This window comes from Jiangella alkaliphila, from assembly GCF_900105925.1.
GTDB lineage: Bacteria > Actinomycetota > Actinomycetes > Jiangellales > Jiangellaceae > Jiangella > Jiangella alkaliphila.
The window spans coordinates 6,149,361-6,175,143 of sequence record NZ_LT629791.1; the positions used below are offsets into that span (position 1 = coordinate 6,149,361).

Genomic DNA, 25,783 nt, shown 5'->3' on the forward strand with positions numbered 1-25,783 from the left:
AGCTTGAACCCCGCGTCGTCGCCGCAGCCACTGTCAGGAGCAGATCAACCCTCAGCGCGAAGATCACTGAGGACGTCGCGCAGCGGACCGCGTCGGCGTCTGATCAGCCGCTTGAGCACCGGGATCAGCGCGGCGACGGCGATCATCGTGAGGCTCACGACCGAGGCGTACCGATCGATGAGCAGGACGACGCCGACCGCCTGGTGACCGAGCCCGTACCCGAGACCCGCGACCAGGCCGGTCATCGCCACCGCGCCTGCGAGGTCGAGGATCAGGAAGGTCACCAGGCGCATCCCGGCCAGGCCCGCCACGGCGTACACGACCGCACTGGGGACACCGGGCAGGACGGCGAGGACGACCGCGGCGCGCAGGGTCCAGGGCCGCAGCTCGGCGGCGCGACCGGCGAACCCCAAGGCACGCTCGCTGGTCGTGAACATCCTGACGATGCCCGGGCCCCACTGCCGCCCGGTCCACCAGGTCAGCCAGTCGAGCTTCACCATCCCCACGGCTCCGGCGACGACGACCAGCCAGAGCGGAGCCTCGCCGATCCGGGCGAACGCGGCGGCAGCGCCGGTCGCCGTGAGGTCGCCGGTGAGGAACGCCAGCATGACCGGATGCGAGGCGAGCAGGAACGGCTTCAGCGGCCGCAACACCACCCCGAGCGCCACCACCGCGAGGATCGCGCCCATCAGGGCCAGGTCAAGGCGGGTGGCGCGGCCCTGCCACGGCACGAACCGGCGCCAAGGGCTGGTCGCTCGTGGCAGGCCACCGGCAGCGGCCAGGCTGCCGGACGTACGGTCGACGATGCTCATGATCCAAGACTGAGCGACCTGCCGATCAATCGACGTGTGCGCTTGTCATGAGTCCGTCGTGCACTCCGCAGGGCCGGAATGTGCACCCGGAGCCGTGGGCGGGTGGCCCGGGGCGAGGAGAGTCCCCCCGGGCCACCCTGTTCACGAGCGAGCCGGCTCAGCCCTTGCCGACGTCGCTCCGGCCGGCGGCGAGGTTGACGGCCACCCCCTCGCGGGTGGTGAGTACGCCGTCGGCGACGAGCTGGTCCGTCACCTCACGAACGTGCCGGATGAACTCGCCGCGGATCGCCCACGGCTCCTCGTCGCGGATCAGGTCGTTGACCGTGCAGCCGCCGTCGACGCCGTGGTTCGTGACGCCGCTGTCGACGTCGCCGATCACGACCGTCGCCCGGTCGTCCGGATCGGGGCAGGTGCCCCCGTCTCCTGCGGCGAGCTCCATCCAGTTCACCCGCACCGGGCCCGCGGGGAACACGAGGTGCAGCGGGAACGTGCCTTCGGTCGCGCTCAGGTCGATGGTCACGTTCTGCCACGTCGCGGCGTCGTCGGCGATGACGACGGTCGCGTCGTTGCCCTGCCCGGACGAGTCCGTCGCGGTGGTGCCGCCCTCCTCGTCGAACCGGTACCAGGCGACGTCGCCGCCGTCGCCTCCGCCCGGAGCCGCCCCGAGCGACTGGATCTCGCTCGGTGTGAGAGCGCGGCCGAAGATGTTGAAGTCGTCGACATCGCCGTTGAGCAGCGGGTCGCCAGACCACTGCGACTCGCCGATCCAGTTCTGCGGCGTCTCTCCGAGGTCCGACGGGCTCAGCGTCATGTTGGTGTTCGTCCCGATCGGAGCCCCGTCGAGATACAGCGTGCCCGTCGTGCCGGACAGCGTGACCGCGACGTGGTGCCAGCCGCCGGTGGGCAACGGCTGCGAGCCGTTGATCATCTGCTCACCGGAACCCGTCGTGATCGCGTACCTCAGGTTGTTCGTCCCACCGGCGCTCGGCGTCAGGAACATGTAGTTGCCGGTACCCGAACCGAAATCGAAGACCCGTGCCCAGGTCTGGCCCCCGGACCAGTTCACCCAGGCGGAGATGGTGAAGTCCTCGATCCCGCTGACGACGCCATCGGGCAGGTCCACGTACTCCAGCGGGCTCGAGCCACCGAGCCGGACGGCGCTGTGGAAGCCCTCCGGGCCGGCGGTCCGGCCGATCTCGGCGTTGCCCTCGATAGCGGCGGTGCCCAGCAGTTCGCCGTCGGGACCGTCGCGCCGCACCTCCACCGTGGTGTCGTCGGGGGTCGCGACGCGCAGCGTCAGCTCGCCGACGCCCGCGAGGTTGTACGGCTCGTACGAGGCCCAGGCGCCGTCCTGGCCGCTGATGGCCTCGCCACCGCCGGTCTCCTCGTCGCCCGCGTCGTCGACCTCGATGCCTTCGGCCGCGGTGAAGTGCTCGGTCTCCTTGCGCCGCTGCTGCAGGAGATGCGTGACGCCGCCCGTCAGCGCCGGCGAGCCGGTCTCGCCGCCGTCGTCGGTGTAGCTGGCCGTCACGGTGAGGGAGATGTCCGCGGCATCGCCGTGCTCCGCGTCGTGCTGCGTGGCGATGACGCCCTCGCAGCCGGTCTGCGGCTGACCCGGATGGACGTGCGCGTTGCCGCCCTCGTCGTGGTACAGGCCCTGCTGGACGGTGACCCGCTCACAGTCGATCGCCGTGCCGGACCCGTCCTCGGCATCGTCGACGGTGACGCGGTACGGGATCTCGTCACCCCAGTCGAAGACCTGGCCGTGCGCCGGCAACTCGATGGTCACCTCGGGCCTGGTGTTGCCGGCGGTGACGGTCAGGTTCGAGTTGCCGGATCGCCCGGACGGGTCGGTGGCGGTCAGCCGCACCGTGTACTCGCCGGGCTCGGTGAAGGTGTGCGTGGGGTTCGCCTCGTCGGACGTCGTGCCGTCGCCGAAGTCCCACGCGAACGTCAGCTCGTCGCCGTCCGGGTCGTTGCTGCCCTCGCTCGAGAAGGTGACCTCCAGCGGGGTGGGCCCGGAGTCCTTGTCGTCACTGGCCTCGGCGATCGGGGTGCGGGCGCCTTCGGTGTAGTTGATCTTGTACAGCCCCGAGTCGGGGTTGACGTTGCCCCCGGCGTAGTTGAAGTCCATGCCCCACTCGATGAGGTACATCGCGCCGTCCGGCCCGAACTCCATGTCGTGCGGGCTGCGGAAGAGCGTGCTCGGCATGAACCGCTCGAAGCTCTCGTAGGCGCCGTTCTCGTCCAGACGGAGGGCGCCGATCCACTTGCGCGACCACTCCATGACGAAGACGGCGTCGTCGAAGTACTCCGGGAACTGCCCGTCCCCCAGCAGGTCCTCCTCGTAGTGGTAGACGTCACCGGCATAGGCCGTCCGGCCGCCGCCGGTGGGGATCTCGGGGAACTGTGGCGACTCGCCGTACGGGTACCAGATGAAGGCGTCCTTGGCCGGCGGTACGACGTCGAGGCCCGTGTTGAACGGCGAGTCGTTGGCCGGGCCGTTCGCGCAGTCGAAGAACTCACCCGGGGTGCTGGTCGCGAAGTCCCACTCCCGATAGGCCTGGTTGTTCCCGATGCAGTACGGCCAGCCGTAGTTGCCGGCCTCGCGGATCTGGTTCCACTCGTCGTATCCGCGCGGGCCCCGGTTGGGGTTGTCGCCGCCCGCGTCGGGCCCGACCTCGCCGGCGTAGATCCAGCCGGTCTCGTCGTCGACGGCGATGCGGAACGGGTTGCGATGGCCCATCGTGTAGATCTCCGGCCGGGTGAGGTCCGGATCGGAGGTCTCGGGCGGGAACAGGTTTCCTTCCGGGATCGAGTAGGTGCCGTCGTCCTCGGGGGTGATCCGGATGATCTTGCCGCGCAGGTCGTTGGTGTTGCCCGAGGTCCGCCGGGCGTCGTAGGAACGCTTCGCGTCCTCGCTCACCTGGTTGTCGTAGATGCGCCCGTCGATGGGGGCGTAGCCCTGCGAGGCGAAGTGGGCGGTGTCGTCGCCGGTGGAGATGAAGAGGTTGCCGTCCGGGCCGAAGGTCATCGAACCGGCGGAGTGGCAGCACACCTCACGCTGATGCGGGATCTCCAGCAGCACCGATTCCGATGCCAGGTCGAGCTCATTGCCGTCGACGGTGAACCGGGAGACGTGCTGCACCTCGGGTGAGGGGGCGCTGTAGAAGAGGTACAGCCACTGGTTGGTCTCGAAGTCGGGGTCCAGGGCGATGCCGAGCAACCCGTTCTCGTTGCCGCGGTGCACCGGGATCTGCGCGGCGACGTTCACGGCGCCGGTCTCGGGCTCGTAGATCTTCACCGCGCCGCCGAGCTCGACATAGAACACCCGGCCGTCGGGTGCGACGGCGAGTTCCATGGGATTGGCGGTGTTGTCGTCCAGGGCGATCTTCTCGAACGACGCTTCGGTGGGGATGCCGTCGCGGGGCTCGCCGCAGTCGCCCTCGGCGACGCCCGCGGCCCACTCGATGCCGCCCAGGAGATGCTCACGCATCAGCGGCTCGTCGTAGTGCTCCGAGCTGTGGCCCAGCGCGGTGTACCAGGTGCGCCCGCCGTCGAAGTTGGCGCACCAGGCGATCGGGTGGTCCTCGCCCATGGCGCCGGATCCCGGGTTGTAGGTCGACTCGTCCAGCGTGGCCAGGACGTGGACCTTCTCCCGCGGGTTCGCGGTGAAGTTGTACCACTCGTCCTCGCGGACCCACTCGGCCGGCAGGCCGGCGGTCGACGGGTGCGTGGCGTCCTCGATCCGGACCGTGGCGTCCTGGAACTGGTCGGCGCCGGAGGGGTGGTTCCGGAAGAACGCGCCGCCCATCAGGTCCGACCACCAGGGCCAGTTGGTCTTGTCCATGTTCGACGTCGAGTGCAGGCCGGCGAAGCCCCCGCCATTGTGGATGTAGCGTTCGAACGCCTGACGCTGGCTCGCGTCGAGGGTGTTCTCGCCGTCGGTGAAGAAGACGACGGCCGCGAACTCGCCCAGGCCTTCATCGGTGAAGACCGACGCGTCCTGCGTCTCGGTCACCGTGAAGCCGTGCTCGGCGCCCAGCTCCTCGACGGCGGCGAGGGCGGCCGGGATGGAGTCGTGCCGGAAGCCGGTCGTCTTGTGGAAGAACAGGACCTCGTACTCGTCCTCGGGGATGTGGGCGGAGCTGATGGCGATGCCTGGGAGCAGGGAGGCCAAGAAGGCCGCCACCAGCGCGAATGGGATGTAACGATAAAGTTGTCGTCGCATGGATCTCTCACCGTCGCTTCGTTGCGGATGGGACCGAAGATCGTCCGAGGGACAGCAGCCGAACGTGCGCAGATCGCTTACGCCACACCTCCTCCCCGCACCACACCGGTGAGGAAGGCGAGCCCGTCGACGGCGATGGCGTCCTGCGTCTTCGCCAGCGGCCGCCAGATCGACGCCGCGGTCGCGATCGTCGCGTTGTCGCCGGTGAAGGACTCGATCACGAGCGGGCCCCGGTAGCCGGCCGCGTCCAGGGCGGCGACGATGCCGGGCCAGTTCAGGTGATCCGCGCCCGGCGCGCCACGGTCGTTGGCGCACACCTGCACGTGCGCGATCCGCCCGGTGGCCCGCCGGATGGCCTCGGTGATGCTGCGTTCCTCGATGTTCATGTGGAACACGTCCAGCCCCACGCCGCACCCGGCGGCAGGGAGGCCGTCGAGGGCCTCCAGCGCCTGGTCGACGGTGTTGATCAAGCTGGTCTCGAACCGGTTGAGGGGCTCGACGGCGACGGTGACCCCGGCGTCCATGGCGTGCCCGACCACGGGCCCGAGGCTGTCGCGCAGCTGCGCGTAGCAGCCGCGCCGTTCCGCGTCGCCGATGCGCCAGGTCCGCCCGACCGACGAGTAGATCGGGCCGGCGACGACCGGCGACGAGACGGCCGCAGCGGCGTCGACCACGTGGCGCAGGAAGTCGCGCGTGGCCGCGATCGTCTCCCGGTCGGTGGCCACCAGCTCGCGCCCCGGCCCCATCCCGACGACGACGGTGGCCGACAGGCCGAGCGAGTCGAGCAGCGTCGCCGCGCGGCCGGGATTCCAGTCGTTGACGGTCTCGACCGGGAGCTCGATCACGTCGAAGCCCCATGCGCGGATCCGCGGCGCCAGCTCGGCCAGCCGCTGGTCGGTCAGTGGCGAGGTCCAGATCCAGGTGTTGGCGCCCAGCGCCCTGACGTTCGTCATGCGTGCTCTCCTATCGTGGCGCCGACGCCGAGGTAGCGGTGCTGCAGGTCGGGCCGGTCCAGCAGCTCCGCGCCGGTGAACTCCGCCTCGATGCGGCCCGAGACCATGACGAGCTGACGGCCGGCCATCCGCACGGCCGCCCGCAGGTTCTGCTCGACGACGAGGACGGCGACGCCCTCGGCCACCAGCTGATGGACGGCGTCGACGAGGACGTCGACGATCGTCGGCGCCAGCCCTTCGGACGGCTCGTCCATGACGATGAGCGGTGCGTTCAGGAGCAGCGCCCGGCCGACGGCGAGCATCTGCTGTTCGCCGCCGGACAGGTCCGCTCCCCCGTGCCGCCGGCGTTCGGCCAGCCGCGGGAACAGGTCGTAGACCGCGTCGGGGGTCCATCGCCTGCCTCGGGCTCGCCGGGCCAGCATGACCAGGTGCTCGTCGACGGTGAGGGACGGGAAGAGCCGGCGGCCCTGCGGGACGTAGCCGATGCCGGCGATGGCGATCGTCTCGGGAGCGAGGCCGTCCAGCCTGCGACCGGACAGCCGGACCTCGCCGCCGGACGGGGCGACGAAGCCGACCAGCGTGTCGCAGAGCGTGGTCTTGCCCATTCCGTTGCGGCCCACGATCGCGACCGCCTCGACGCCCACGCTGAAGCTCAGCCCGTCGAGCACCACTGACGCCCCGTAGCCGGAGCGCAGGTCGCGGACCTCGAGCAACGCCTCGTCCGGTGTCATGCCGCCGCCTCCGTGCCGAGATAGATCTGATGGACGTGCGGGTCCGCACGCACCTGCTCGGGTGTTCCGGCCATGACCTGCTCGCCGTCGGCCATCACGACGACGCGCTGCGCGATCCGGAACGCGACGTCCATGTCGTGCTCGATGAGCAGCAGTGTCAGCCGGTCGTCGAAGGACTCGAGCAGCTCGACGAGACGTTCTCGCTCGCCGCGGGACAGGCCGGAGGCCGGTTCGTCGAGCAGCATCACCTCCGGCCGGGTGGCGATGGCCATCGCCAGTTCGAGCTGCCGTCGCTGTCCGTGCGCGAGCTCGCCGGCCACCGTGTCGACCTGCTCCGACAGCCAGACCTGCGCCGCCACGTCCGCGGCCTCGGCGCGCATCGCGCGGTCGGTCGCGGACCGCCAGAGCGCCCGGTGCCGGCCGCGGTGACCGGCGAGCGCGAGGTAGACGTTCTCGCGCACGGTGAGGCCGGCGAAGGCGCGCGCCTTCTGGTACGTCCGCGCCAGGCCGAGGCCGGGACGCGACCGCGACGGCCGGCGGGTGCAGTCGCGGCCCTGGATGAAGACCGCGCCGGTGGTCGGCGCGATGTCACCGGCGATGACGTTGAACAAGGTGGTCTTGCCGGCTCCGTTCGGTCCGATGACGGCCAGCCGCTCGCCCTGTGCGACGTCGAGATCGACACCGCGCAGGGCGCGCAGGCCTCCGAACGCCACCGTGACCGCGCGGACCTGGACGACGGGCGCCATGACGGTCCCCCTAGCTCTGCGGGACGCCGTCGACGACCGGGATGGCGTTGCCCTCCCACGGCAGGTCCCGCTCCTCGCAGGCCGGGAAGTCCCGGCCCGGCGAGGGGGTGTCGGGGCTGAACGTGCCGCCGAAGGTCTGGTCGACGCCGGGGACGATCGCGACGGTCTCCTGGACGACCTCGCCCGAGTCGTCGAGCACCAGGCGCGACAGGCCGACGTCGACGATGCCGCTGCGGTTCTCGTCCAGGCTGATGTCGCCGTACGGCAGGTCGAGGGTGAGGCCGGAGATCGCCTCGTGGAAGGCGTCGAGGTCGGAGACGTCGCCACCGACCGCCTCCAGCGACTCGACCAGCGCCACCCCGGCCGTGTAGTAGCCGTAGAAGAAGCCGAACGCGGCGGCGACGGACGGCGGCGCGGGCTCGTTGCCGCTCAGCGAGCCCGGAATGGTCTCCCAGGTCTCGTCTGCGGCGGCCAGGTACTCCTCGATCTCCGGGGTCTGGACGTCGGCCGGCAGCGTGGCGAAGCCGCCCACGTACGCCCCGGCGATGCCGGTGCCGAGTGCCTGGGCGAGGGCGGGGTTGAAGAACAGGTTCCCGGCGTGCTGGTCACCGGTGAGATCGCCCTTGCCGTTGACGAAGGCCTCGAGCGCGGCCTGCGTCCCGGTGCCGCCGACGGCCCAGAAGTAGCCGTCGACCTCGTCCGGGTTGGGCAGCTGCGCGATGTAGGACGAGTAGTCCGTGGTGCCCAGCGGCGGGAACACCCGGTGCGTGACCTCACCGCCGGCGGCGCAGAAGTCGGCCACGAAACCGGCGGCCGAGGTATGGCCGAAGCTGTAGTCGTCGGCGATGACCGCCACCGAGTCCCAGCCCTCCTGGTTGTGCAGCAGGTCGCCGAGGCCGGCGCTCCAGATCGCGCCGTCGCCGTAGAAGCGGAAGTAGTTCGGCGCCTGGACCTGCAGCGTCTGCTCCTGCGACCCGGAGATGCCGGCGAGGACGGTGAGCTCGGGGTTCGCCTTGGCGTACTCGGCGATGGCGATGCCCTCGTCGCCGGAGAGCGGCCCGATGATCACGTTGGCGCCGAGCTGCTCGACCAGCCGGCGCACCTCCTGGACGATGCGGTCGGCGGTGTCGTCGCCGCAGCCGATGCCGACCAGCTCGATCGGCGTGCCCGCGACCTCCGCACCGCTGAATCCCTCCAGCGCGCTGGTCGTGGAGTTGGGAGTCGCGCCGGCGAACTGCGCGAGCGCCAGGGTGGTGCCGGCGACCACGTCCTCGTGGAAGCCGCCGAACGGCCCCTCGCACTGGCCGAGGATGCCCAGGCGGATCCCGTCACCGGACGGCGAGCCCGTTCCGTCGCCGGCGGTGTTCTCCTGATCGGCGGGCAGGCCGGCCGAGTCGTCGTCTCCCCCGCCGCAACCCGCGGCCACCAGCGCCAGGCCCGCCGTCAGGGAGACGGCCAGCGCCGTTCGTCGTCTGCTCATGATCGTGTTCCTCCGAGTTCCTTCTGGGTCGTGCGGATGGATGGCGATCCGCCGCGCAGCCGCTGGACGATCCCGGTCAGGCCCTCGGGTGAGAGGACCATGATCGCCAGGACGATGACGCCGATGACGGTGTTGAACCGGGCCTCGGTGATGCCGATGCGGTCGACGAGCGGCAGGTCGCGCAGGTAGGTGAAGACCAGGACGTAGACGAAGGCGCCGAGCCACGCGCCCTCCAGTGACGAGATACCGCCGATGACGGCGATGATCAGCAGGATCAGCGTCGGCCCGATGGAGATCGACGAGGGATCGATCTGGCCGTTCCACCACACGTTCACCAGTCCGGCCAGCCCGGCCACGAACCCGGCGAGGGTGAAGGCCAGGGCACGGTGCAGCGGCACGTTGAACCCCAGGGACGCCATCCGGACCGGGTCGTCGCGGACGCCCTGGAGCGCCAGCCCGAACGCCGTCCGGCGGGCCGACCGGAAACCGGCGTAGGCGAGCACCGAGAGCAGCAGGCCCGCGTAGTACAGTCGGACCGGCGGTCCCAGCAGGTCCGGCCGCTGGATGCTGGTGATGCCGCCGGGGCCGGAGATCTCGACGATCTGGGCGAACACGAAGTAGCCGATGACCCCGTAGACCAGGGTGAGCATCAGGAAGTAGATGCCCGTGGTCCGGCTCGCGATCGCGCCCAGCGCGAACGCCGCCAGCGCCGTGACGACGATCGCGAAGGCCACGGCGGCCCATGGGTGCCAGCCGAGGTTCATTCCGCGGGCGCCGCCGTCGAGTGCCGCGTTGCCGAACATGAAGCCGGCGATCCCGAACATCAGCAGCTGCGCCAGCGAGGTCATGCCGCCGTACCTCGACAGGAACACGATGGTCGCCGCGGCCAGGCCCAGGATCAGCGTCTGGGTCATGACGAAGTTGACGAAGAACGCCGTGGCGAGGCTTGGCAGCAGCACCAGGACGAGGACCAGGCCCGCAAGGGCGAGCGTCTTCGCGGTCAGGCGTTCGCGCAGGCTCATGCCGGCCTCCCGAACAGCCCGTAGGGACGCACGGCCAGCACGAGCGCCAGGAGGCCGAACGTCATGATGATCGCGTAGTAGGAGTACTGGCTCGGCAGGTACGCGGGCGAGAAGGCGACCACCGTGCCGTACAGCAGCGAACCGGCCGCGGCGCCCTTGAGTGAGCCGAGGCCGCCGATGATCACGACCACGAGCGCGTTCAGCAGCCAGCTGCCGTCAGTGCCGGGCGCGGCCCCGGCGAACGACGCGCCGAGCACGCCGCCGACCCCGGCCAGGAACGAGCCGACGAGGAACGTGAGCGCGAACACCCGGCGGATGTTGATGCCCAGCCCGCGCACCATCTGCCGGTCGTCCACGCCCGCCCTGATGACGAGGCCCACGCTCGTCCGGGTCAGCCACAGCCACAGCAGCAGGCCGACCAGCACGGCGATGCCGAGCATGAAGAGCCTGGTGAGGGCGTAGCGCTCCCCCATGACGGAGAAGAAGTGCGTCACCGCGCCCGGCCAGACCACCCGCTGCGCCAGCCCGCCGAACTCACGCAGCATCTGGTCGGCGAGCACGACGGTGATGGCGAGCGTCAGCAGCGTCTGACGCATCTCCTGGCCCTCGTTCCACTGCAGGAACACCTGCTGGATCAGCAGACCGAGCACGGCCGCGACGCCCGCCCCGGCCAGCAGCGGGACCAGCCAGTCGAGCAGGCCCACGTCGGCCGGGTCGATGTTGCGGGATTGGCCGACCATGGCCTCCTGCACGCGGATGGCGACGTAGGCGGACAGCAGGAACAACGATCCGTGCGCCATGTTCACCGTGCGCATGAGCCCGAAGATCAGCGTGAACCCGGACGCCGCGACGAAGAGCAGTCCGGCGAAGGTCACCGCGTCGAGGACGGTCACGAGGAACTTGCCCGGGTCGTCCACTGCAGCGCCGGCCGGCGAGCCGTCCGCGAGGAACAGCACCCAGGCGGCGACGGCCACCACGACGACGGCGGCGGCCCAGACCGGAGGCCGGCGCAGTTCAGTCAACCGGCGCCTCGGCGAGCTCCGCTCCGCATCGATCAGGGCAGGCGTCATCGGTACCTCCCACGGTTGAGCGCCGATCGGCGCGTGGTGTCGGACGACCTGTGCGGTGGCGGCGGAGTGTCAGTGCGCGTAGTCGGGGATCGCCACCCGGGCGCCGCCGTTCATGGCCGACTCGTGGGCGCAGATGCCGACGGACGTCCAGTTCGCGGCCGTGACCTCGTCGACGGCGGGCGCCCGCTCCTCGACGATGCTGCGGACGAACTCGTGTGCCAGGTGCGGGTGGGATCCGCCGTGACCGCTGCCCTGGACGAACGAGAGGTGCTCGTTCTCGTCGTCGTAGACACCGCGGGTGGTGAAGGGCGCGATCTCGGCCGGCAGCCGGTGGGCGAAGTCCGGGATCTCGACGGGCTTGGGAATCTCACCGACGTGCAGGACGTGCCCCGAGCCCTGCGTCTGCTCCCACTCGAAGGTCGCCAGTTCTCCGAACACGGTGAAACTCTCGACGTACTCGCGGGCCGTCCGGAACAAGGACCGGGCGATCTCGGCCCCGACGGGCGAGTCCCGCAAGGTGATGAGCGCGCTCTCGACCGCGAACGGCGACCCGTACTTCGCGGCGAGTTCGGGCGAGATCCGTCCCGACCCGAGACACACGACGCTCTCCGCCAGCGCACCGGCCAACGACAGCACCGGACTCACCGCATGGGTGGCGTAGTGCATGGGAGGAAGACCCTCCCAGTACCCGGGCCAGCCGGCCATCTCCTGGTGGTGCGCCCCGCGCAGGAACTGGAGGCGGCCCAGCGTGCCGTTCTCGGCGAGGTCCTTGACGTGCAGGAACTCGCGGGAGTAGACGATGGTCTCCATCATCATGTAGTTCTTGCCGGACTCCCGCACGGCCGAGACGATCGACCGGCACTCGTCGAGCGTCGTGGCCATCGGCACGGTGCAGGCGACATGCTTGCCGGCCCGAAGTGCGGCGACGGTCTGGCCGGCGTGGTCAGGGATCGGGGTGTTGATGTGCACCGCGTCGATGTCCGGGTTCCGGAGCAGCTCGGCGAAATCCGTGTAGCGGCCCGCGACGTCGAAGCGGTCGGCCGTCTCGTTCAGCGCGGTCTCGGTTCGTTGGCACACAGCCACGAGTTCGGCGTCCGGATGGGCTTGGTAGATCGGCACGAACTCCGACCCGAACCCCAGTCCGGCGATGGCCACTCGCACTCTCTGCGTCATCGTTGACCTCCTGTGCCGTGAAGGCTACGGAGGACACCACGGGACGAACCATGCGCAATCCAGCAGCAGAGCTTAGATTTTTTACATGGTCGTCATGAGGACGCGGCACGTCGCGCTACTGGTCGAAACCTCGAACGCCTACGCGCGCGGGCTGCTCGTCGGCGTGAAGAAATACGTCGAGGAACACCCGCACTGGTCGCTCTACCTCGCCGAGCACAGCCGGCACGAGACCGACTTCTCCTGGCTCGAAGGCTGGCACGGCGACGGCGTCCTGGCCCGTATCGAGAACGAGGGCACCGCTCGCTTCATCCGGAGGCTGGACCTCCCGACGGTCGACCTCAGCGCGGCCCGGCTGGTCCCCGAGCTTCCCGGCGTCGAGACCGACGACGGCACCATCGCACGCTGGGCCGTCGGCCACTTCGCCGAGCGGGGCCTGCGGAACTTCGCCTTCTGCGGCGACGAGCAGTTCGCCTGGTCGGTGAAGCGGAGCGAGTGGTTCGCCGGCCACGTCCGCCGGCGGGGCGCGACGCCGCACCAGTTCCGGATGACGTCGTCAGGCATGCGCGCCGCCGACCGTGAGCGCATCGCGGCCTGGCTCGCGGAGCTGCCGAAGCCGGTCGGCGTTCTCGCCTGCTACGACATCGCGGGTCAGGAGGTCCTGGAGGCCTGCAAGATCGCCGGACTGGCGGTACCCGACGCCGTCGCCGTCATCGGGGTCGACAACGACGAGCTGATCGGCAACCTCACCACGCCGCCGCTGTCGAGCATCGAGCCCAACACGACGGCGACCGGGTACATGGCGGCGCACCTGCTCGACCTGATGATGCAGGGCCAGACCCTCGAGCCGGGGCTGCGGCTGATCGAACCCACCCGCATCGTCGCCCGCCAGTCCTCCGACATCCTCGCCGTCGACGACCCGCTGGTCTCCGCGGCCCTGCGGTTCATCCGCTCCCGGTCCGACCAGAACATCGCCGTCAGCACCGTCCTGCGCCATGTCGGACTGTCGCGACGCGCCCTCGACCTCCGGTTCGCGGCCACCCTCGGCCGGACGGTGCACGGCGAGATCATCAGGGTCCGGATGGGGCACGTGGCCGAGCTGCTCTCCTCGACGGACTGGACGCTCCAGCAGATCGCCGAACGGCTGGACTTCAGCCACTCCGAGTACATGAGCGTCGCGTTCAAGAAGTACACCGGCACGTCACCCGGGCAGTACCGCCGAACCGTGAACGGCTCGGTCGCACGCCAGTCGTTCCGGCAGCAGCCCTGACGCCAAGCCGCCGGCGTCGGTGGGTTGCATACAGCGCAACGTCATTCTCAGTATACGCAATCGACCCTTGACAGCGTGCGGCACTCTCCGCAATGGTTCCAACGATGTAATCGATCAGCCGTCCCCCCGGCCTGATCGACTCGCCCAATGGAGGGAGAGATACATGCGCCTCGCACGCCCCCACCGTTCGCCGGCATCCCCACCTGGCCGACGGTTGACGAGATCACTGCTGGCGAGCCTCACGGTCGCCGCGGCGATGGCCGCCGGAGCGTTCGCGCCGCCCGCGACGGCCGCGCCCCCGCAGCGGCTCGGACCGGAGGTCGTCCGGACCGATCAGCCACCGTCCGGATACTCCGTGACCTTCAGGTACGAGGCGCCCGAAGGCGTCGAGTCGGTCCACATCTACGGCGACTGGTTCTACTCGCGCCCCGAGAGCGTGACCTGTCAGGACTGCGGCGACGGGCGGCACCCGTCGGAGTGGATGCCGGGCGACATCGCGGCCACACCGTGGCAGATCCTGCCGATGGAGCGCGGCGACGACGGCGTCTGGTCGATCACGGTGCCGCTGCCCGCCGGCAGCTTCCGCTACGCCTTCACCCACGACTGCACCAACCCGCTGGCCACCGGCTGCACACTGCATGACGACCCGGCGAACCCGTGGCAGATCCAGCCTCAGTACCCGGGCGCGCCGGGCGCGGTACGCAGCACGATCTACGTCCCGGAGAGCAGGAAGTTCCCGACGTACGACACCGGCTACCAGGCCCCGCCCCGGGCCAACAAGGCCGGCACCCTGGAGACGCGACGCTACCCGTCGCCGCTGTCCACCAACCCGGCCGGCGTCCACGACATCGTCGTGTACCTGCCGCACGGCTACGACCCGGATCGGGCGACGCCGTACCCGACCCTGTACCTGAGTCACGGCGGCGGCGACCACTCGACCGCCTGGACGATGCAGGGCGTGGCCCACCACATCCTGGAGAACGCGATCCAGGACGGCGCGGTCCAGCCGATGGTCATCGTGTCGACCGACTTCAACGGCCTTCCCGGCGGGAACCAGGGCTACGTCGACGAGCTCAGGAACAACGTCTTCCCGTTCGTGGAGCAGAACTACAACGTCTCCACCCGGGCCGAGGACCGCGCCTTCGGCGGGTTCTCCGCCGGCGGGAGCCGCGCCTACACGCTGATGTACGACCACACGGAACTGTTCGGCTACCACGCCGCCTGGAGCGCGGGCGGACCGCAGGCCGGCCAGCAGCAGATCGACCGCATGAAGGACGTGGCCGGAGGCATCATGATCGGCACCGGCCTGCAGGACCGCCTGGGCAACATCGCCGAGAACTCGCAGCGCAACGCCGCCGCGCTGAGGGCGGCCGGCGTCGACCTCGACGAGTTCAACCTCCCGGGCGTGCACACCTGGCACGTCTGGCGGCCGCTGCTGAACCACTACCTGCGCGAGCTCGCGTTCCGCAGCACCACGACGAAACTCGAGGCCACCACCGAGCCGGTCGGGCGCCATGTGCGCCTCACCGCCGTCGCCACGGTCGATCCCGTGACGACCAGCGTCGCCTCGCCGTCGGGAAAGGTGGATTTCTACGCGGGCGACGAGTACCTCGGCTCCGCCCGGGTCCGCGACGGCGTCGCGCGGTTCCACAAGCCGGTCGACCGTGCACTGCTCGACGAGCCGGTGGTCGCGCACTACCGCGGCGACGACCTGTTCGACGAGTCACGCAGCGCACCGGCCGACGCCGGCTGACCTCCTCCACCCGGTCTGGGGCGGCGCTCCTCGAAGCCGAGGTGCCGCCGCCCCAGGCAGGGGCGCCAGGCGTGCTCAGCCGGCCGCCGGCTCCGCCGCCGTCTCGGTAGCGGCGCCGGAGCTGTGGCCGAGCTCCGCGGAGATCGCGGCCGCGGTGTCGAGCAGCAGCGGGAGCCGCGCCTCCAGCTGCGGCAGGGTCGCGATGACCTCGATCGCCGTGATCGAGACGGCGGCCACGACCCGCCCCCGGGTGTCCCTGATCGGTGCGGCCACGCACATCACGTAGGCGTCGTGTTCGCCGTTGTCCGCCGCCCAGCCCCGCTCGCGTACCGCGATGAGCTCGAGCTCGAGCGACCCGCGGTCGGCGAAGGTGGTGTCGGTGTACCGCTCGAACGTGACGTGCGAGAGCAGGCGATCGCGCTCTTCTCGAGGCAGATGGGCCAGGATCACCTTGCCGACGGCGCTGGCATAGATCGACACCGCGCGGCCGACCCTCGAGGGCAGCTTCACGGCGTCGAAGGCCGGGCTGTCGACCTTGTCGATGTAGATGATCTCGTCGCCGGTCAGCTGCGCGAGGTGCACCGTGTGACCGGTCTCCCGCTGGAGCCGGCGCAGGTGCGCCGAGGCGAACTGACGAAGATCCATCGAGCCGAGAGCGAGCTCGGACAGCTCGATGAGTCCGCTTCCGAACACGTACGTCCCGACGCCGGTCTTCCGGACGAACCGTGCCGCCTCGAGCGTCTGGAGCATCCGGAGCGCCGTCGACTTGTGGACGCCGAGCACCTCCGATGCCTCGGTGAGGCTCAGCGGGTGTTCCGCCGACCTCCTGATGAGCTCGATCGCACGTTGGATCGTCTGAGCCACGACCACCTCCGGATTGCACTATACGCAACGGATGCGTAGCGATGCGCAACCGTGATTTGACAGCGTTGCAGATGTTCCTACGATCGTTGCAGACCTTTAACGTTCAACCAGAGAGCCACGACTCCTTGAGGAGCACCCGATGAGGACAACTCGCGTTCGCCGCGCCATGGTCGCCGCGGCCGCCGCCGTCGGTCTTGCCGTCACGACCGGCTGCGGCTCCGACTCCGACTCGAGCTCCGGCTCGGACGGCGGCGTCACGACGCTCACCTTCGCCGCCTCGACCTTCGGCGACCCCGGCCGCGGGCCACAGCTGCAGGAGTGGCTCGACGTGTTCAACGCGAGCCAGGACGGCATTCGCGTCGAGGCCGCGTCCGTCCCCTACCCGACCTTCGGCCAGACGGTGCTGACGCAGATGGGTGGCGGCGAAGGACCCGACCTCGTCCGCTTCGACATGCCCGAGTTCGAGGCGGCCTCGGACGCCGGCCTGATCGCGCCGCTGGACGACCTGATCGACGTCGGCGAGTACGACCTGCTCGAAGAGCCCGATCGGTTCATGGTCCACGACGACGTGCGTCACGGCGTCATCTTCGAGGCGTCCAACTACGCGATGTTCTACAACGCCGACCTGATCCCGGAGCCGCCGACGACGTACGACGACTTCTTCGCCACCGCCCAGTCGTTGACGGCCGGCGACGTCTTCGGGCTGGCCTTCCGCCAGACGGAGGCCGAGGAGGCCGGCGTCTGGCAGGACATCTTCAACTACGTCTACGGCTTCGGCGGCGCGTGGTCCGACGGTGAGAACCTCACGATCAACGCCCCCGAGAACCTCGAGGGCCTGCAGGCCTACAAGGACCTGTACGACGCGAACGTCATCCCCCGCGGCGCCGACGCGGCGACCTTCCGCCGCATGTTCGCCGAGGGCAAGGTCGCGATGGAGCTCAACAACGGCGGCTACGCCACCCACCTGCTGGCCGAGAGCCCAGGCCTGAACTTCAGCGTCGCGCCCATCCCCTTCCCGGTCCGCAGCCAGGGCGCGATCCTCGCGCCCATCGTGATCAACGAGGCCAGCGGGGCGAAGGAGGAGGCGGCCACGTTCATCCAGTGGGCGCTCGAGGCCGAGAACCAGGTGGCGCTCCAGGAGATCCTCGGCGCGAGCAGCGTCGCGACGGCGACCGAGCGCAGCCCGGAGTCGCTGCAGGCCATGCCGTTCCTCCCGGCCTTCGACGAGCTCACCGAGTCCAGTCTCCCGCAGGTCGTCCTCGGCTTCGAGGCACAGACGCCCGACATCCGCAAGATCGTCGTCCAGAACGTCATCGCCGCGCTGCAGGGCGACGTCGACCTGGAGACGGCCCTGGACACCGCCCAGGAGCAGGCGACCGACCTGGTCGGATGAACGCCGACACCACGAAGGACACCACTCGATGACCGTGCTCGAGCAGACGAGGGCGCCCCGCGCCGCGACCCGGCGACGGGGCAGCCCTCTCGGCAGCCGGTGGACGCCCTACCTGTTCCTCGCTCCCGCCGCCATCTTCATCGTCCTCTTCCAGGGGGTTCCGCTCGCGCAGGAGATCTTCCTGAGCTTCACCCGGACCTCGCTGCTCAACCCCACGAACAGCACGTGGGTGGGTCTGGAGAACTACGCCCACATCTTCGCCGACGAGGACTTCCGCCGCACCCTGCGCACCACGTTGGTCTACGTCGTCGCCTGCGTCGTCGGCTCCGTGGGCGCCGGGCTGCTGGTCGCTCTGCTGCTCAACCGGAGCTTCCGCGGCCGGGGCGTGGTGCGTGCGCTCGTGACCGTGCCCTGGGCCGCGCCCGGCATCGCGGTCGCCCTCATCGCGACCTGGATGCTCAACCCCCAGTACGGCATCGTGAACCGGTTCCTCAATGCCGTCGGGCTGGGCGTTCCGGGCGGCGCGATCCTGGACAGCTCGACCTACGCCCTGCCGGCGATCCTCGTGACGACCGTCTGGCAGCTCTTCCCGCTCACCTCGGTGGTGCTGTTGTCCGCGCTGCAGGCGGTCCCGCGCGACCTCACCGAGGCGGCCACGATGGACGGCGCCGGCCGCTGGTGGACGTTCCGGGCCGTCACCTGGCAGGTGATCAAGCCGACGGTGGGGCTGCTCGCGCTGCTGATGACGATCTGGTCGATCCGGCGCTTCGAACTCATCTGGCTGATGACCAAGGGCGGGCCGGTGGGCTCCACCGAGACGCTCGTCATCGACCTCTACGCGCAGGCGTTCGACTCCAAGCAGCTCGGCACGGCGGCGGCGATCGGCATGGTCGGCGTCGTCATCTCCCTCATCGTCATCGCGGGCAGCAGGCTCGTCACCCGCGCCGCCGAGAAGGAGGGCCTGCGATGAGCCGGCTCCGGATCGGCCTGACGCTGCGCATCGTCGCCGTCCTCATGGTCATGGGGATCGCGGTCTTCCCCCTGTACTGGATGTTCGTCACCGCGCTGTCGAGCAACGCCGACCTGTTCGCCGCCGACGCCCGGCTGCTTCCGGACTTCTCCGAGTTCGGGGTCTTCGCCGACGCGCTGGCCGACGGCGAGGCGCTGGGCTGGCTGCGCAACAGCCTGGTGATCGCGCTCGGCACGACCGCGCTGTCGATCGGCCTGGGCATCCCGCTGGGCTATGCGCTCTCGCGGTTCTCGTTCCGCGGCAAGACCCTGACGGCGGTCGTCCTGCTGCTCACCCAGATGCTCCCCGAAGCGCTCATGGTCGTGCCGTTGTTCTCGCTGTTCAACCGCTTCGACCTGCTCGACTCCCTCACCGGGCTGATCCTGGCCAACTCGGCGTTCGTGCTGCCGATCGTCGCGCTCATCCTCAAGGGGGCGATCGACGGCATCCCACGCGAGCTCGAGGAGGCCGGACGGGTCGACGGCGCCCGGCCGCTCACCATGCTGCTGCGCATCAACGTGCCCCTGATCGGGCCGTCGATCGCGGCCGCGGCGGTCATCGCGTTCTTCCACGCCTGGAACGAGTACGTGTTCGCGGTGACGTTCATCTACGCGCCGGAGACGCAGCCGGCCTCGGTGGGCATCGCGAACTTCATCGGGGAGGTCGGCACCCCGGTGCAGACCGTCATGGCCGTGGCCTTCATGTTCACCCTGCCCGCCGTCGCGTTCTACCTGTTCGCGCAGAAGTACGTCGTCGCCGGTATGACCGCCGGCGCAGTCAAGGGATGACATGAAGATCACCTCGGTCGACACCTTCGTCGTCGACTTCTACCGCACCAACCTCGTCCTCGTCCGCGTGTGCACCGACGAGGGCGTCGCCGGGCTCGGCGAGGCCACCCTCGAAGGCAAGGAGCGCGCCGTCCAGGGCGCGATCGCCGAACTGGCCGAGGCCGTGACCGGCCTCGATCCCACCCGCATCTCCGGCACGCTCTACGAGCTGGCCCGCGACTGGTACTGGCGCGGCGGCCCGGTCGTCATGACGGCGCTGAGCTCGCTGGAGATGGCGCTCTGGGACATCTCGGCCCGTGAGCTCGGCGTGCCGGTGTCCCGCCTGTTCGGCGGCGCCACGCGCGACCGGGTGCGCGCCTACGCCAACGGCTGGTTCTCGCGCGCGAGCACACCCGAGGACTACGCGGCGGCGGCCACCCGGACGGTCGCCACCGGGTTCCGGGGGCTCAAGTGGGATCCGTTCGAGAACTACGACCTCGTCATCGGCTCACGGCAGCTGGACCGGGTGCTGGCGCAGATCGACGCCGTCCGCTCGGCCGTCGGCCCGGACGTCGAGCTGTTCATCGAGGGGCACGGCCGCTTCGACGTCCGCCACGCCATCCTGGTCGCGCGGGAGATCGCGCGGTTCGATCCGGTCTGGTTCGAGGAACCGTGCCCGCCGGACAACCTCGACGCCCTCGTCGACGTGCGCCGGGCGTCGCCGGTGCCGATCGCGGCGGGCGAGCGCTGGTTCGGCCGGCAGGGCTTCGTCCCCGCCCTCGCACGTCAGGCGGTCGACTTCGTCCAGCCCGACGTCACGCACGCGGGCGGGCTGGCCGAACTGGCCTTCATCTCCACGCTCGCGGCCACCAGCTACGTGGGCTTCGCGCCGCACAACCCGAGCGGGCCACTGAGCACGGCCGCGACCCTGCAACTGGGCGCCACCCTGCCCAACTTCCGGTACCTGGAGATCATGGCGACCGACGTGCCGTGGCGTCCGGACGTCACCGACGAACGTCTCACCCTGACCGAGGAGGGCGACGTGCTCGTCCCACTCGGCGTCGGGCTGGGCATCGAGCTCGACCTCGAGGAGATCGCCCGCCATCCGTTCACCCCGCACCCCATGCGCCTGTTCGACGACGCCGTCTACGACATCCGTCCCCACGACGAGCGTTCCTTCTTCAACCTGGGAGCCGACGAATGACGCCGTGGTTCGGAACGGCCGCCGAGGCACTGCCGGACGATGCCGCGGACAGCGTCCTGATCGGCCGGATCTGGGATCCCGCCGCCGCCGGGCCGTCGCCCGTGGTCGTCCGCGACGGCGAGGTCGTCGACATCAGCTCGCGCTTCCCCACGGTGCGTGACCTCTGCGAGTTGCCGGAGCCCGCTACGGTGGCCGCCGGACTCGACGGGCGGCGGGTCGGAACCGTCGACGAGGTGCTCGGCAACACCGGCGCCGCCCTCCGTGACGACGCACGGCCCCGGCTGCTCGCTCCCGTCGACCTCCAGGTGCTGAAGGCCGCGGGCGTGACGTTCGCCGTGTCGATGATCGAGCGGGTCATCGAGGAGCGGGCCCGAGGAGACCTGACGCTCGCGGCGGACCTCCGCCGCCGGATGCTCGCCGGCGTGGGCGCGGACTTCCACGACCTGTCGCCCGGCTCCGAGGAGGCAGGACGGCTCAAGGACCTGCTCGTCGCCGAGGGCGCGTGGAGCCAGTATCTCGAGGTCGGCATCGGTCCCGATGCGGAGATCTTCACCAAGGGCCAGATCCTGTCCGCCGTGGGAACGGCCGTGCCCGTCGGGGTGCTCGCAACGTCGACCTGGAACAACCCTGAGCCGGAGGTGGCGCTGGTCGTCCAGTCCAGCGGCCGGATCGTCGGAGCGACCCTCGGCAACGACGTGAACCTGCGCGACGTCGAAGGCAGGTCCGCGCTCCTGCTGCCGATGGCGAAGGACAACAACGCCTCGTGCGCGCTGGGACCGTTCATCCGGCTCTTCGACGACCGCTTCGGCCTGGACGACGTGCGCGGGCTGGAGGTGGGGCTGCACATCTCCGGCGACGACGGGTTCCGCCTCGACGCGGTCTCGGAGATGTCGCGGATCTCGCGCGATCCGGAAGCTCTGGTGGGCCAGCTGATCGGCCCGCACCACCACTATCCCGACGGTGCGGTGCTCATGCTCGGCACCATGTTCGCCCCCATCCAGGACCGCGACCGTCCTGGCGAGGGGTTCACCCACAAGCTGGGCGACGTCGTCCGGATCGGCTCACCGGCGCTGGGCACCCTGGTCAACCGGGTCCGGCACGCCGAGGAGTGCGAGCCGTGGGACTTCGGCGTCCGCGCGCTCATGGGCAATCTCGCGAGGAGAGGACTGCTGTGACGCATCCGGCTAGAGCGTGCGGCCGAGGGTGGCGACCAGCTGGGCGATTCGCTCTTCATCGCGCTTGTAGTGAGTCCACTTGCCCACCCGCGTCGCCGTGACCAAGCCCGCTCGCTGCAGCTCGGCCATGTAGGCCGACACCGTCGACTGAGCCAGGCCCACCGTGGCCTGGATGTGGGTCACGCACACCCCCACCTCGGCTGGATCGGCGATGGCGCCGTCCAGCACGAAGTGGCGCTCGGGCTCGCGCAACCAGGACAGCAGTTGCAGCCGGACCGGGTTCGACAGCGCCCGCAACGCCCTGACCAGCTCCGGGTCCAGACTCGGCTCCGGTGCGACCGCGGCGTCCACCATGGCAGGAGCATATCCCACTGGTTGCAGTCACATCGAGATACTGCGATACTTCGATTCATCAGAGTGACGTCGGCGATGGGAACGCGATGGGCAGGATCGACGGGCTGGATCTCGGCCCCTACGGCATCTGGACCTTCGACTTCGAGGACCAGCCGGCGGCACAGATCCGCGACTCGATCCAAGAGCTGGAAGACCGGGGATGGCCGACCGTCTGGATTCCGGAACTGCTCGGACGGGAGGCGTTCTCGCACGCCGGCTTCCTGCTCTCCTGCACCGAGCGGCTCCACGTCGTCAACGGCATCGCACAGATCTGGGCGCGCGAGGCCAGGTGGGCGCACGGCGCGAGTCTGCTTCTCGCCGACGCCTACGCCGGCCGGCACGTGCTCGGCCTGGGCTTCGGCGGCCACCGGCGGCCGGGAGTCACGCCCATCGCGGCCATGACCTCCTACCTGGACGAGCTGGACGCCGCCCAGTCCCCCAACCCCGCACCGAGCTCCCCGGTCCGCCGGATCCTGGCCGCCTATGGCCCCAAGATGCTCCAGCTGGCCCGCGACCGCACGGCCGGCGCCCACAGCTACAAGGTCACGGTGGACCACACGGCGCAGGCGCGGGAACTCCTCGGACCGGACGCGTTCCTCGGCGTCGAGCATGCGGTGCTGTGCGAGTCCGATCCGGCGACGGCCCGAGCCATCGCCCGCCGACACCTGGACACCTACCTCAACGGCGAGTTCAACCTCGCCAAGTTCCGCCGGCTCGGCTACTCCGACGAGGACCTCGCCCACGGCGGCAGCGACCGGCTCGTCGACGATCTCGTGTTCTGGGGCGACGTGGACACCATCGTCGAGAAGCTGCACCGCCACGTCGAGGCCGGCGCCGACCACGTCGGCATCCAGGTGATCGGCATCGAGCCGGGCCACTCCGCGATGCCGCACTGGCGGCGGTTCGCCGACGCCCTCGTGCCGCAGGGCGTCAACGCCTGATCAACCGGGATCAGCGAGTCGACTCGCGCAGCGCCAGCCGTGCGGTGACGATGGTGGTCATCGGGTCCGGTGCGTCTCCGCCGTCCCCGGCCGCGGCGACCCGGTGGTCCAGCAGCTCCAGGACCCGGTCGGCCATCGCGTCGTTGCCCGGTTCCACCGATGACAGCCGGGGTACCAGGAACTCCGTCTCCTTGCCGTTGTCGAAACCGATCACCTGGACATCGCGCGGCACCTCGAGCCGGAGGTCGGCCAGTGCCCTCAGCACGCCCGTCGCGGCGGCGTCGGTGAGCGCGAAGACGCCGTCGAAGGCGATGCCGGACTCGTGCAGCCGTTTCACGGCCTGGAACCCGGACGCCGGGTCGAAGGACTCGACCTCGATCACCAGGTCCTCGTCGACGTCGGCGCCGAGCTCGACGTGCGCCTGACGGTAGCCCCTGGTCCGCAGCGACGGCATGTCGTCGACGTGGTCGTCGTGCCGCCCGCCGACGATGGCGATGCGTCGCGAGCCGGTCGTGAGCAGGTGCCGGGTGGCCTGCCGAGCACCGCCGACGTTGTCCATCATGACGTGGTCGAAGGTCTCCGGAACCGGCCGCTCGCCGATGAACACGACCGGTGTCTCGAACCGCAGCTGGTCCAGGTCGGCGGCCTCGACGCGGAGCGGGCTGATGACGACGCCGTCGTACATGCGCAGCCGGCCGAACGAGATGGCCTCGAGCTCGCGCTCGGCGTCGCCGCCGGTCCGCTCGACGACGAGGTGCAGGCCACGCTCCTCGACGCCCTTGGCGAGGCGGCTGGCCAGTTGCGCGTAGTACGGCCGGTCGATGTCCGGGACGATCAGCCCGACGGCACCGGTGCGGCCCGCACGCAGGTGGCGCGCGGCGAGGTTCACCTGGTAGCCCAGCTTCGAGATCGTCGCCAGCACGCGCAGCCGGGTCTGCGCGCTCACCCCGGGCCGGCCGTTGATCACGTTCGACACCGTCATCGCCGACACGCCGGCGGCGTTGGCCACATCGATCATCCGCACCACCGACCCATCATCCCGCGATACCGCCCCGAGCACATCGTCATCCCTCCTGCGCGAGCAGCCACTGCAGGATCGACGCGTCCTCGTAGGTGGGTCCGTAGGCGGCGTGGTAGTCCGGCTCGGAGAAGGCGTCGTTCCCGTACTCGGTGTGGCGGATCAGGTCCGCGGCCTCGGCGGGGTCGACGCCGGCGGTCACGTAGGCGTCGCGCAGCAGGACGGCGGAGTCGCGGGCGAACGCCACCGGGAGCAGGTGGTCGTTGGTGCCGTGGGTAATCCAGATGGGCGTCGGGTGGGCCGCGATCCGGGCGGCCTGGTCGGCATTCGTCGAGGCCGCGAGCGGCCCCCGCTTCGACACCAGCGCCGAGCACCGCGAGCTACTCGGCGCACACGGGCCGCACTACCTGCCGGCGGACGAGACCGAGGGCGGGCCGGGACGCATCCGCGCCTTCCGCGACCCCTACCGCTTCCGCGACCCCTACCGCTTCCGCGACCCCGCCGACGGCCGCGAGTACCTCCTCGTCGCCGCGTCGGTTCCCTGGGGCTACCGATTCATGGGCGCGATCGCGCTGGCCCGGGCAACAGCCGGCGGCTGGGAGCTCGGTTCTCCCCTGGTCGCCGACGGCGTGAACCACGAGATCGAGCGACCGCACGTCGTCGTCCACCGGTCGCACTACTACCTGTTCATCTGCACCAGCCGGCGGTCGTTCCACCCGGCCGGCGCCGCGCCCACCGGCCTGTACGGTTTCGTCGCGCCCGCCTTGGGCGGCCCCTACGAACCGCTCAACGGATCCGGGCTGGTCATCCAGAACCCGCCGGAGCAGCCCGACCAGGCCTACGCCTGGCTGGTGCTCCCCACCCTCGACGTCCACAGCTTCGTCGACTACCTCGCAGCCGACGGTGACGATCCGCGGTCTGCACCCGCCGACGAGGCGCGATCCCGATTCGGCGGTACCTTCGCCCCGGTGCTGCGCCTCGCCATCGACGGCGCGAGCACGGCGCCGCGCTCCCCCGTGGCCCACGGCGCGGGCGACCTCGCATGACCGCGGTCGTCGACGGGCGACGAGTCAGGGGTTGTTGGTGTTGAACGTCGCCACGCCGAGCTTCCCCCAGGCATCGATCAGCTTCTGATCACCAGTGGCCGCTACGAGGTCGTCCTCGTTGAGCCTCTCGGCTGAGGCGCAATGCACCGCGTCGTACCCACGCAGCTCGAGTCGGCGGGCCAGCACCGCGGCTCGCTCCACGACGATGTCATCGACCTCCACCACATCGATGTCGAGCCACAGCTCGTCCAACAACCGGAGGCTCGCGTTGAGCTCATCTTCGGTCAGGCGGCCCATCCGGCACGCCTGAGCCAACGCCGCGGCCGTCTCGACGTAGAGCAGCCGACTCGAGACCACCACATCGGAGTCGTCCCAGAATCGCCGGCACGAGTCGCTCGCCGACTCTCGAACCAACAGCGGCACGAACGCGGACGTGTCCAGGTAGCCGATCACCGACGTTGGTCACCAACCAGATCGCTCACCGTGCCCGTCGACGCCACAGGTTCGGGCGCCGGCCGCTTACGCCTCCGCGCCGGTTGCACCCGACCCTCAGCCCGCAGCTGCTCCAACCTCGTCAACCGGCCCACCGGAACGATCCGAGCGATCGGACGGCCATGATCAGTGACCGTGACTACACGGCCCGAACGGACCTCAGCCAGATGCCGGCTCAGGCCGTCACGCAACTCGCGGATACCAACGTCCATGGCACGACCTCCTCCAGGTGTCCACATTTAC

24 protein-coding genes are annotated in these 25,783 nt (G+C 70.1%); 9 read left to right on the forward strand and 15 right to left on the reverse strand.

The features are described from left to right. Positions 1-44: 44 nt before the first annotated feature. The 9 genes from BLV05_RS28375 to BLV05_RS28415 all read right to left on the reverse strand — a co-directional run bounded on the left by BLV05_RS28375 (position 45) and on the right by BLV05_RS28415 (position 12,218). Complete coding sequence (locus BLV05_RS28375) at positions 45-812, reverse strand: DedA family protein (protein ID WP_052762793.1); 768 nt, start codon at positions 810-812, stop codon at positions 45-47. Between the two features lie 157 nt (positions 813-969). After that, on the reverse strand, positions 970-5,004 hold the full coding sequence (locus BLV05_RS28380) for a ThuA domain-containing protein (RefSeq protein ID WP_052762792.1): 4,035 nt from the start codon (positions 5,002-5,004) through the stop codon (positions 970-972). A 116-nt stretch (positions 5,005-5,120) separates the two neighbouring features. Next, positions 5,121-5,996 (reverse strand): sugar phosphate isomerase/epimerase family protein, encoded by an 876-nt coding sequence (locus BLV05_RS28385; RefSeq protein WP_046770788.1) that lies wholly within the window; start codon positions 5,994-5,996, stop codon positions 5,121-5,123. Continuing rightward, positions 5,993-6,727, reverse strand: a complete 735-nt coding sequence (locus tag BLV05_RS28390) for an ABC transporter ATP-binding protein (protein ID WP_046770787.1) — start codon at positions 6,725-6,727, stop codon at positions 5,993-5,995. Before BLV05_RS28390 ends, BLV05_RS28385 begins: the two co-directional genes overlap by 4 nt. Beyond that, complete coding sequence (locus BLV05_RS28395; RefSeq protein WP_046770786.1) at positions 6,724-7,473, reverse strand: ABC transporter ATP-binding protein; 750 nt, start codon at positions 7,471-7,473, stop codon at positions 6,724-6,726. The genes BLV05_RS28390 and BLV05_RS28395 overlap by 4 nt, the downstream gene beginning before the upstream one ends. Before the next feature lie 10 nt (positions 7,474-7,483). Beyond that, positions 7,484-8,953: an ABC transporter substrate-binding protein gene (locus BLV05_RS28400; protein ID WP_046770785.1), complete on the reverse strand. Its 1,470-nt coding sequence runs from the start codon at positions 8,951-8,953 to the stop codon at positions 7,484-7,486. Beyond that, positions 8,950-9,975, reverse strand: a complete 1,026-nt coding sequence (locus BLV05_RS28405; protein WP_046770784.1) for a branched-chain amino acid ABC transporter permease — start codon at positions 9,973-9,975, stop codon at positions 8,950-8,952. Before BLV05_RS28405 ends, BLV05_RS28400 begins: the two co-directional genes overlap by 4 nt. Further along, positions 9,972-10,997, reverse strand: coding sequence for a branched-chain amino acid ABC transporter permease (locus BLV05_RS28410; RefSeq protein ID WP_052762791.1), 1,026 nt, complete (start codon positions 10,995-10,997; stop codon positions 9,972-9,974). Before BLV05_RS28410 ends, BLV05_RS28405 begins: the two co-directional genes overlap by 4 nt. Positions 10,998-11,114: 117 nt before the next feature. Further along, positions 11,115-12,218: a Gfo/Idh/MocA family protein gene (locus tag BLV05_RS28415; protein ID WP_046770783.1), complete on the reverse strand. Its 1,104-nt coding sequence runs from the start codon at positions 12,216-12,218 to the stop codon at positions 11,115-11,117. An 85-nt stretch (positions 12,219-12,303) separates the two neighbouring features. Between BLV05_RS28415 and BLV05_RS28420 the strand changes: the two genes are divergently transcribed. Together BLV05_RS28420 and BLV05_RS28425 are read left to right on the forward strand one after the other, a co-directional pair. Next, a complete protein-coding gene (locus BLV05_RS28420) occupies positions 12,304-13,485 on the forward strand; it encodes a XylR family transcriptional regulator (protein ID WP_052762790.1) in 1,182 nt (393 codons plus the stop codon). Positions 13,486-13,840: 355 nt separating this feature from the next. Next, complete coding sequence (locus BLV05_RS28425) at positions 13,841-15,238, forward strand: alpha/beta hydrolase-fold protein (RefSeq protein ID WP_160312782.1); 1,398 nt, start codon at positions 13,841-13,843, stop codon at positions 15,236-15,238. A 75-nt stretch (positions 15,239-15,313) separates the two neighbouring features. Here BLV05_RS28425 and BLV05_RS28430 read toward each other — a convergent pair whose 3' ends face one another. Next, a complete protein-coding gene (locus BLV05_RS28430) occupies positions 15,314-16,102 on the reverse strand; it encodes an IclR family transcriptional regulator (RefSeq protein WP_046770827.1) in 789 nt (262 codons plus the stop codon). 139 nt (positions 16,103-16,241) lie between these two features. Here BLV05_RS28430 and BLV05_RS28435 point away from each other — a divergent pair, with 139 nt between their 5' ends. From BLV05_RS28435 to BLV05_RS28455, 5 genes are read left to right on the forward strand one after another with little or no spacing between them, the layout of a single operon-like run. Continuing rightward, a complete protein-coding gene (locus BLV05_RS28435; protein ID WP_046770780.1) occupies positions 16,242-17,495 on the forward strand; it encodes an ABC transporter substrate-binding protein in 1,254 nt (417 codons plus the stop codon). Positions 17,496-17,523: 28 nt separating this feature from the next. Further along, positions 17,524-18,465: a carbohydrate ABC transporter permease gene (locus BLV05_RS28440; RefSeq protein WP_046770779.1), complete on the forward strand. Its 942-nt coding sequence runs from the start codon at positions 17,524-17,526 to the stop codon at positions 18,463-18,465. After that, a complete protein-coding gene (locus tag BLV05_RS28445; RefSeq protein ID WP_046770778.1) occupies positions 18,462-19,292 on the forward strand; it encodes a carbohydrate ABC transporter permease in 831 nt (276 codons plus the stop codon). Before BLV05_RS28440 ends, BLV05_RS28445 begins: the two co-directional genes overlap by 4 nt. Position 19,293: 1 nt before the next feature. Further along, positions 19,294-20,475: a mandelate racemase/muconate lactonizing enzyme family protein gene (locus BLV05_RS28450; RefSeq protein WP_046770777.1), complete on the forward strand. Its 1,182-nt coding sequence runs from the start codon at positions 19,294-19,296 to the stop codon at positions 20,473-20,475. Beyond that, positions 20,472-21,650, forward strand: a complete 1,179-nt coding sequence (locus BLV05_RS28455) for a fumarylacetoacetate hydrolase family protein (protein WP_046770776.1) — start codon at positions 20,472-20,474, stop codon at positions 21,648-21,650. Before BLV05_RS28450 ends, BLV05_RS28455 begins: the two co-directional genes overlap by 4 nt. 9 nt (positions 21,651-21,659) lie before the next feature. Here BLV05_RS28455 and BLV05_RS28460 read toward each other — a convergent pair whose 3' ends face one another. After that, complete coding sequence (locus BLV05_RS28460; RefSeq protein ID WP_046770775.1) at positions 21,660-22,004, reverse strand: ArsR/SmtB family transcription factor; 345 nt, start codon at positions 22,002-22,004, stop codon at positions 21,660-21,662. Between the two features lie 86 nt (positions 22,005-22,090). On the opposite strand from BLV05_RS28460, the gene BLV05_RS28465 reads away from it, so the two are divergent. Continuing rightward, positions 22,091-22,984 carry a TIGR03620 family F420-dependent LLM class oxidoreductase gene (locus tag BLV05_RS28465; protein WP_046770774.1) on the forward strand — a complete coding sequence of 298 codons (894 nt, stop codon included), beginning with the start codon at positions 22,091-22,093 and terminating at the stop codon, positions 22,982-22,984. A gap of 10 nt (positions 22,985-22,994) precedes the next feature. On the opposite strand, the gene BLV05_RS28470 is transcribed toward BLV05_RS28465, so the two are convergent. Both BLV05_RS28470 and BLV05_RS28475 read right to left on the reverse strand, forming a co-directional pair. Continuing rightward, the gene (locus BLV05_RS28470; RefSeq protein ID WP_046770773.1) at positions 22,995-24,002 is read right to left on the reverse strand and encodes a LacI family DNA-binding transcriptional regulator; all 1,008 of its coding nucleotides are present in this window, start codon (positions 24,000-24,002) and stop codon (positions 22,995-22,997) included. A gap of 46 nt (positions 24,003-24,048) precedes the next feature. Next, a complete protein-coding gene (locus BLV05_RS28475) occupies positions 24,049-24,249 on the reverse strand; it encodes a hypothetical protein (protein WP_046770772.1) in 201 nt (66 codons plus the stop codon). 19 nt (positions 24,250-24,268) lie between these two features. On the opposite strand from BLV05_RS28475, the gene BLV05_RS28480 reads away from it, so the two are divergent. Beyond that, positions 24,269-25,048: a glycoside hydrolase family 68 protein gene (locus tag BLV05_RS28480; RefSeq protein WP_152690913.1), complete on the forward strand. Its 780-nt coding sequence runs from the start codon at positions 24,269-24,271 to the stop codon at positions 25,046-25,048. Between the two features lie 24 nt (positions 25,049-25,072). Here the strand turns inward: BLV05_RS28480 and BLV05_RS28485 are convergent, their stop codons facing one another. Continuing rightward, positions 25,073-25,501 (reverse strand): type II toxin-antitoxin system VapC family toxin, encoded by a 429-nt coding sequence (locus BLV05_RS28485; RefSeq protein ID WP_046770771.1) that lies wholly within the window; start codon positions 25,499-25,501, stop codon positions 25,073-25,075. Beyond that, positions 25,498-25,779, reverse strand: coding sequence for a type II toxin-antitoxin system Phd/YefM family antitoxin (locus tag BLV05_RS38820; protein ID WP_407929300.1), 282 nt, complete (start codon positions 25,777-25,779; stop codon positions 25,498-25,500). The genes BLV05_RS28485 and BLV05_RS38820 overlap by 4 nt, the downstream gene beginning before the upstream one ends. Positions 25,780-25,783: the final 4 nt, after the last annotated feature.

Bases quoted from the DNA above. Each gene is read 5' to 3' on its own strand.
- BLV05_RS28440 (WP_046770779.1), top strand. From the start codon at position 17,524: ATGACCGTGCTCGAGCAGACGAGGGCGCCCCGCGCCGCGACCCGGCGA.
- BLV05_RS28400 (WP_046770785.1), bottom strand. From the start codon at position 8,953: ATGAGCAGACGACGAACGGCGCTGGCCGTCTCCCTGACGGCGGGCCTG.
- BLV05_RS28445 (WP_046770778.1), top strand. From the start codon at position 18,462: ATGAGCCGGCTCCGGATCGGCCTGACGCTGCGCATCGTCGCCGTCCTC.
- BLV05_RS28460 (WP_046770775.1), bottom strand. From the start codon at position 22,004: ATGGTGGACGCCGCGGTCGCACCGGAGCCGAGTCTGGACCCGGAGCTG.
- BLV05_RS28405 (WP_046770784.1), bottom strand. From the start codon at position 9,975: ATGAGCCTGCGCGAACGCCTGACCGCGAAGACGCTCGCCCTTGCGGGC.
- BLV05_RS28395 (WP_046770786.1), bottom strand. From the start codon at position 7,473: ATGGCGCCCGTCGTCCAGGTCCGCGCGGTCACGGTGGCGTTCGGAGGC.
- BLV05_RS28455 (WP_046770776.1), top strand. From the start codon at position 20,472: ATGACGCCGTGGTTCGGAACGGCCGCCGAGGCACTGCCGGACGATGCC.
- BLV05_RS28385 (WP_046770788.1), bottom strand. From the start codon at position 5,996: ATGACGAACGTCAGGGCGCTGGGCGCCAACACCTGGATCTGGACCTCG.
- BLV05_RS28415 (WP_046770783.1), bottom strand. From the start codon at position 12,218: ATGACGCAGAGAGTGCGAGTGGCCATCGCCGGACTGGGGTTCGGGTCG.
- BLV05_RS28470 (WP_046770773.1), bottom strand. From the start codon at position 24,002: ATGATCGATGTGGCCAACGCCGCCGGCGTGTCGGCGATGACGGTGTCG.
- BLV05_RS28450 (WP_046770777.1), top strand. From the start codon at position 19,294: ATGAAGATCACCTCGGTCGACACCTTCGTCGTCGACTTCTACCGCACC.
- BLV05_RS28420 (WP_052762790.1), top strand. From the start codon at position 12,304: ATGGTCGTCATGAGGACGCGGCACGTCGCGCTACTGGTCGAAACCTCG.
- BLV05_RS28435 (WP_046770780.1), top strand. From the start codon at position 16,242: ATGAGGACAACTCGCGTTCGCCGCGCCATGGTCGCCGCGGCCGCCGCC.
- BLV05_RS28465 (WP_046770774.1), top strand. From the start codon at position 22,091: ATGGGCAGGATCGACGGGCTGGATCTCGGCCCCTACGGCATCTGGACC.
- BLV05_RS38820 (WP_407929300.1), bottom strand. From the start codon at position 25,779: ATGTGGACACCTGGAGGAGGTCGTGCCATGGACGTTGGTATCCGCGAG.
- BLV05_RS28390 (WP_046770787.1), bottom strand. From the start codon at position 6,727: ATGACACCGGACGAGGCGTTGCTCGAGGTCCGCGACCTGCGCTCCGGC.
- BLV05_RS28375 (WP_052762793.1), bottom strand. From the start codon at position 812: ATGAGCATCGTCGACCGTACGTCCGGCAGCCTGGCCGCTGCCGGTGGC.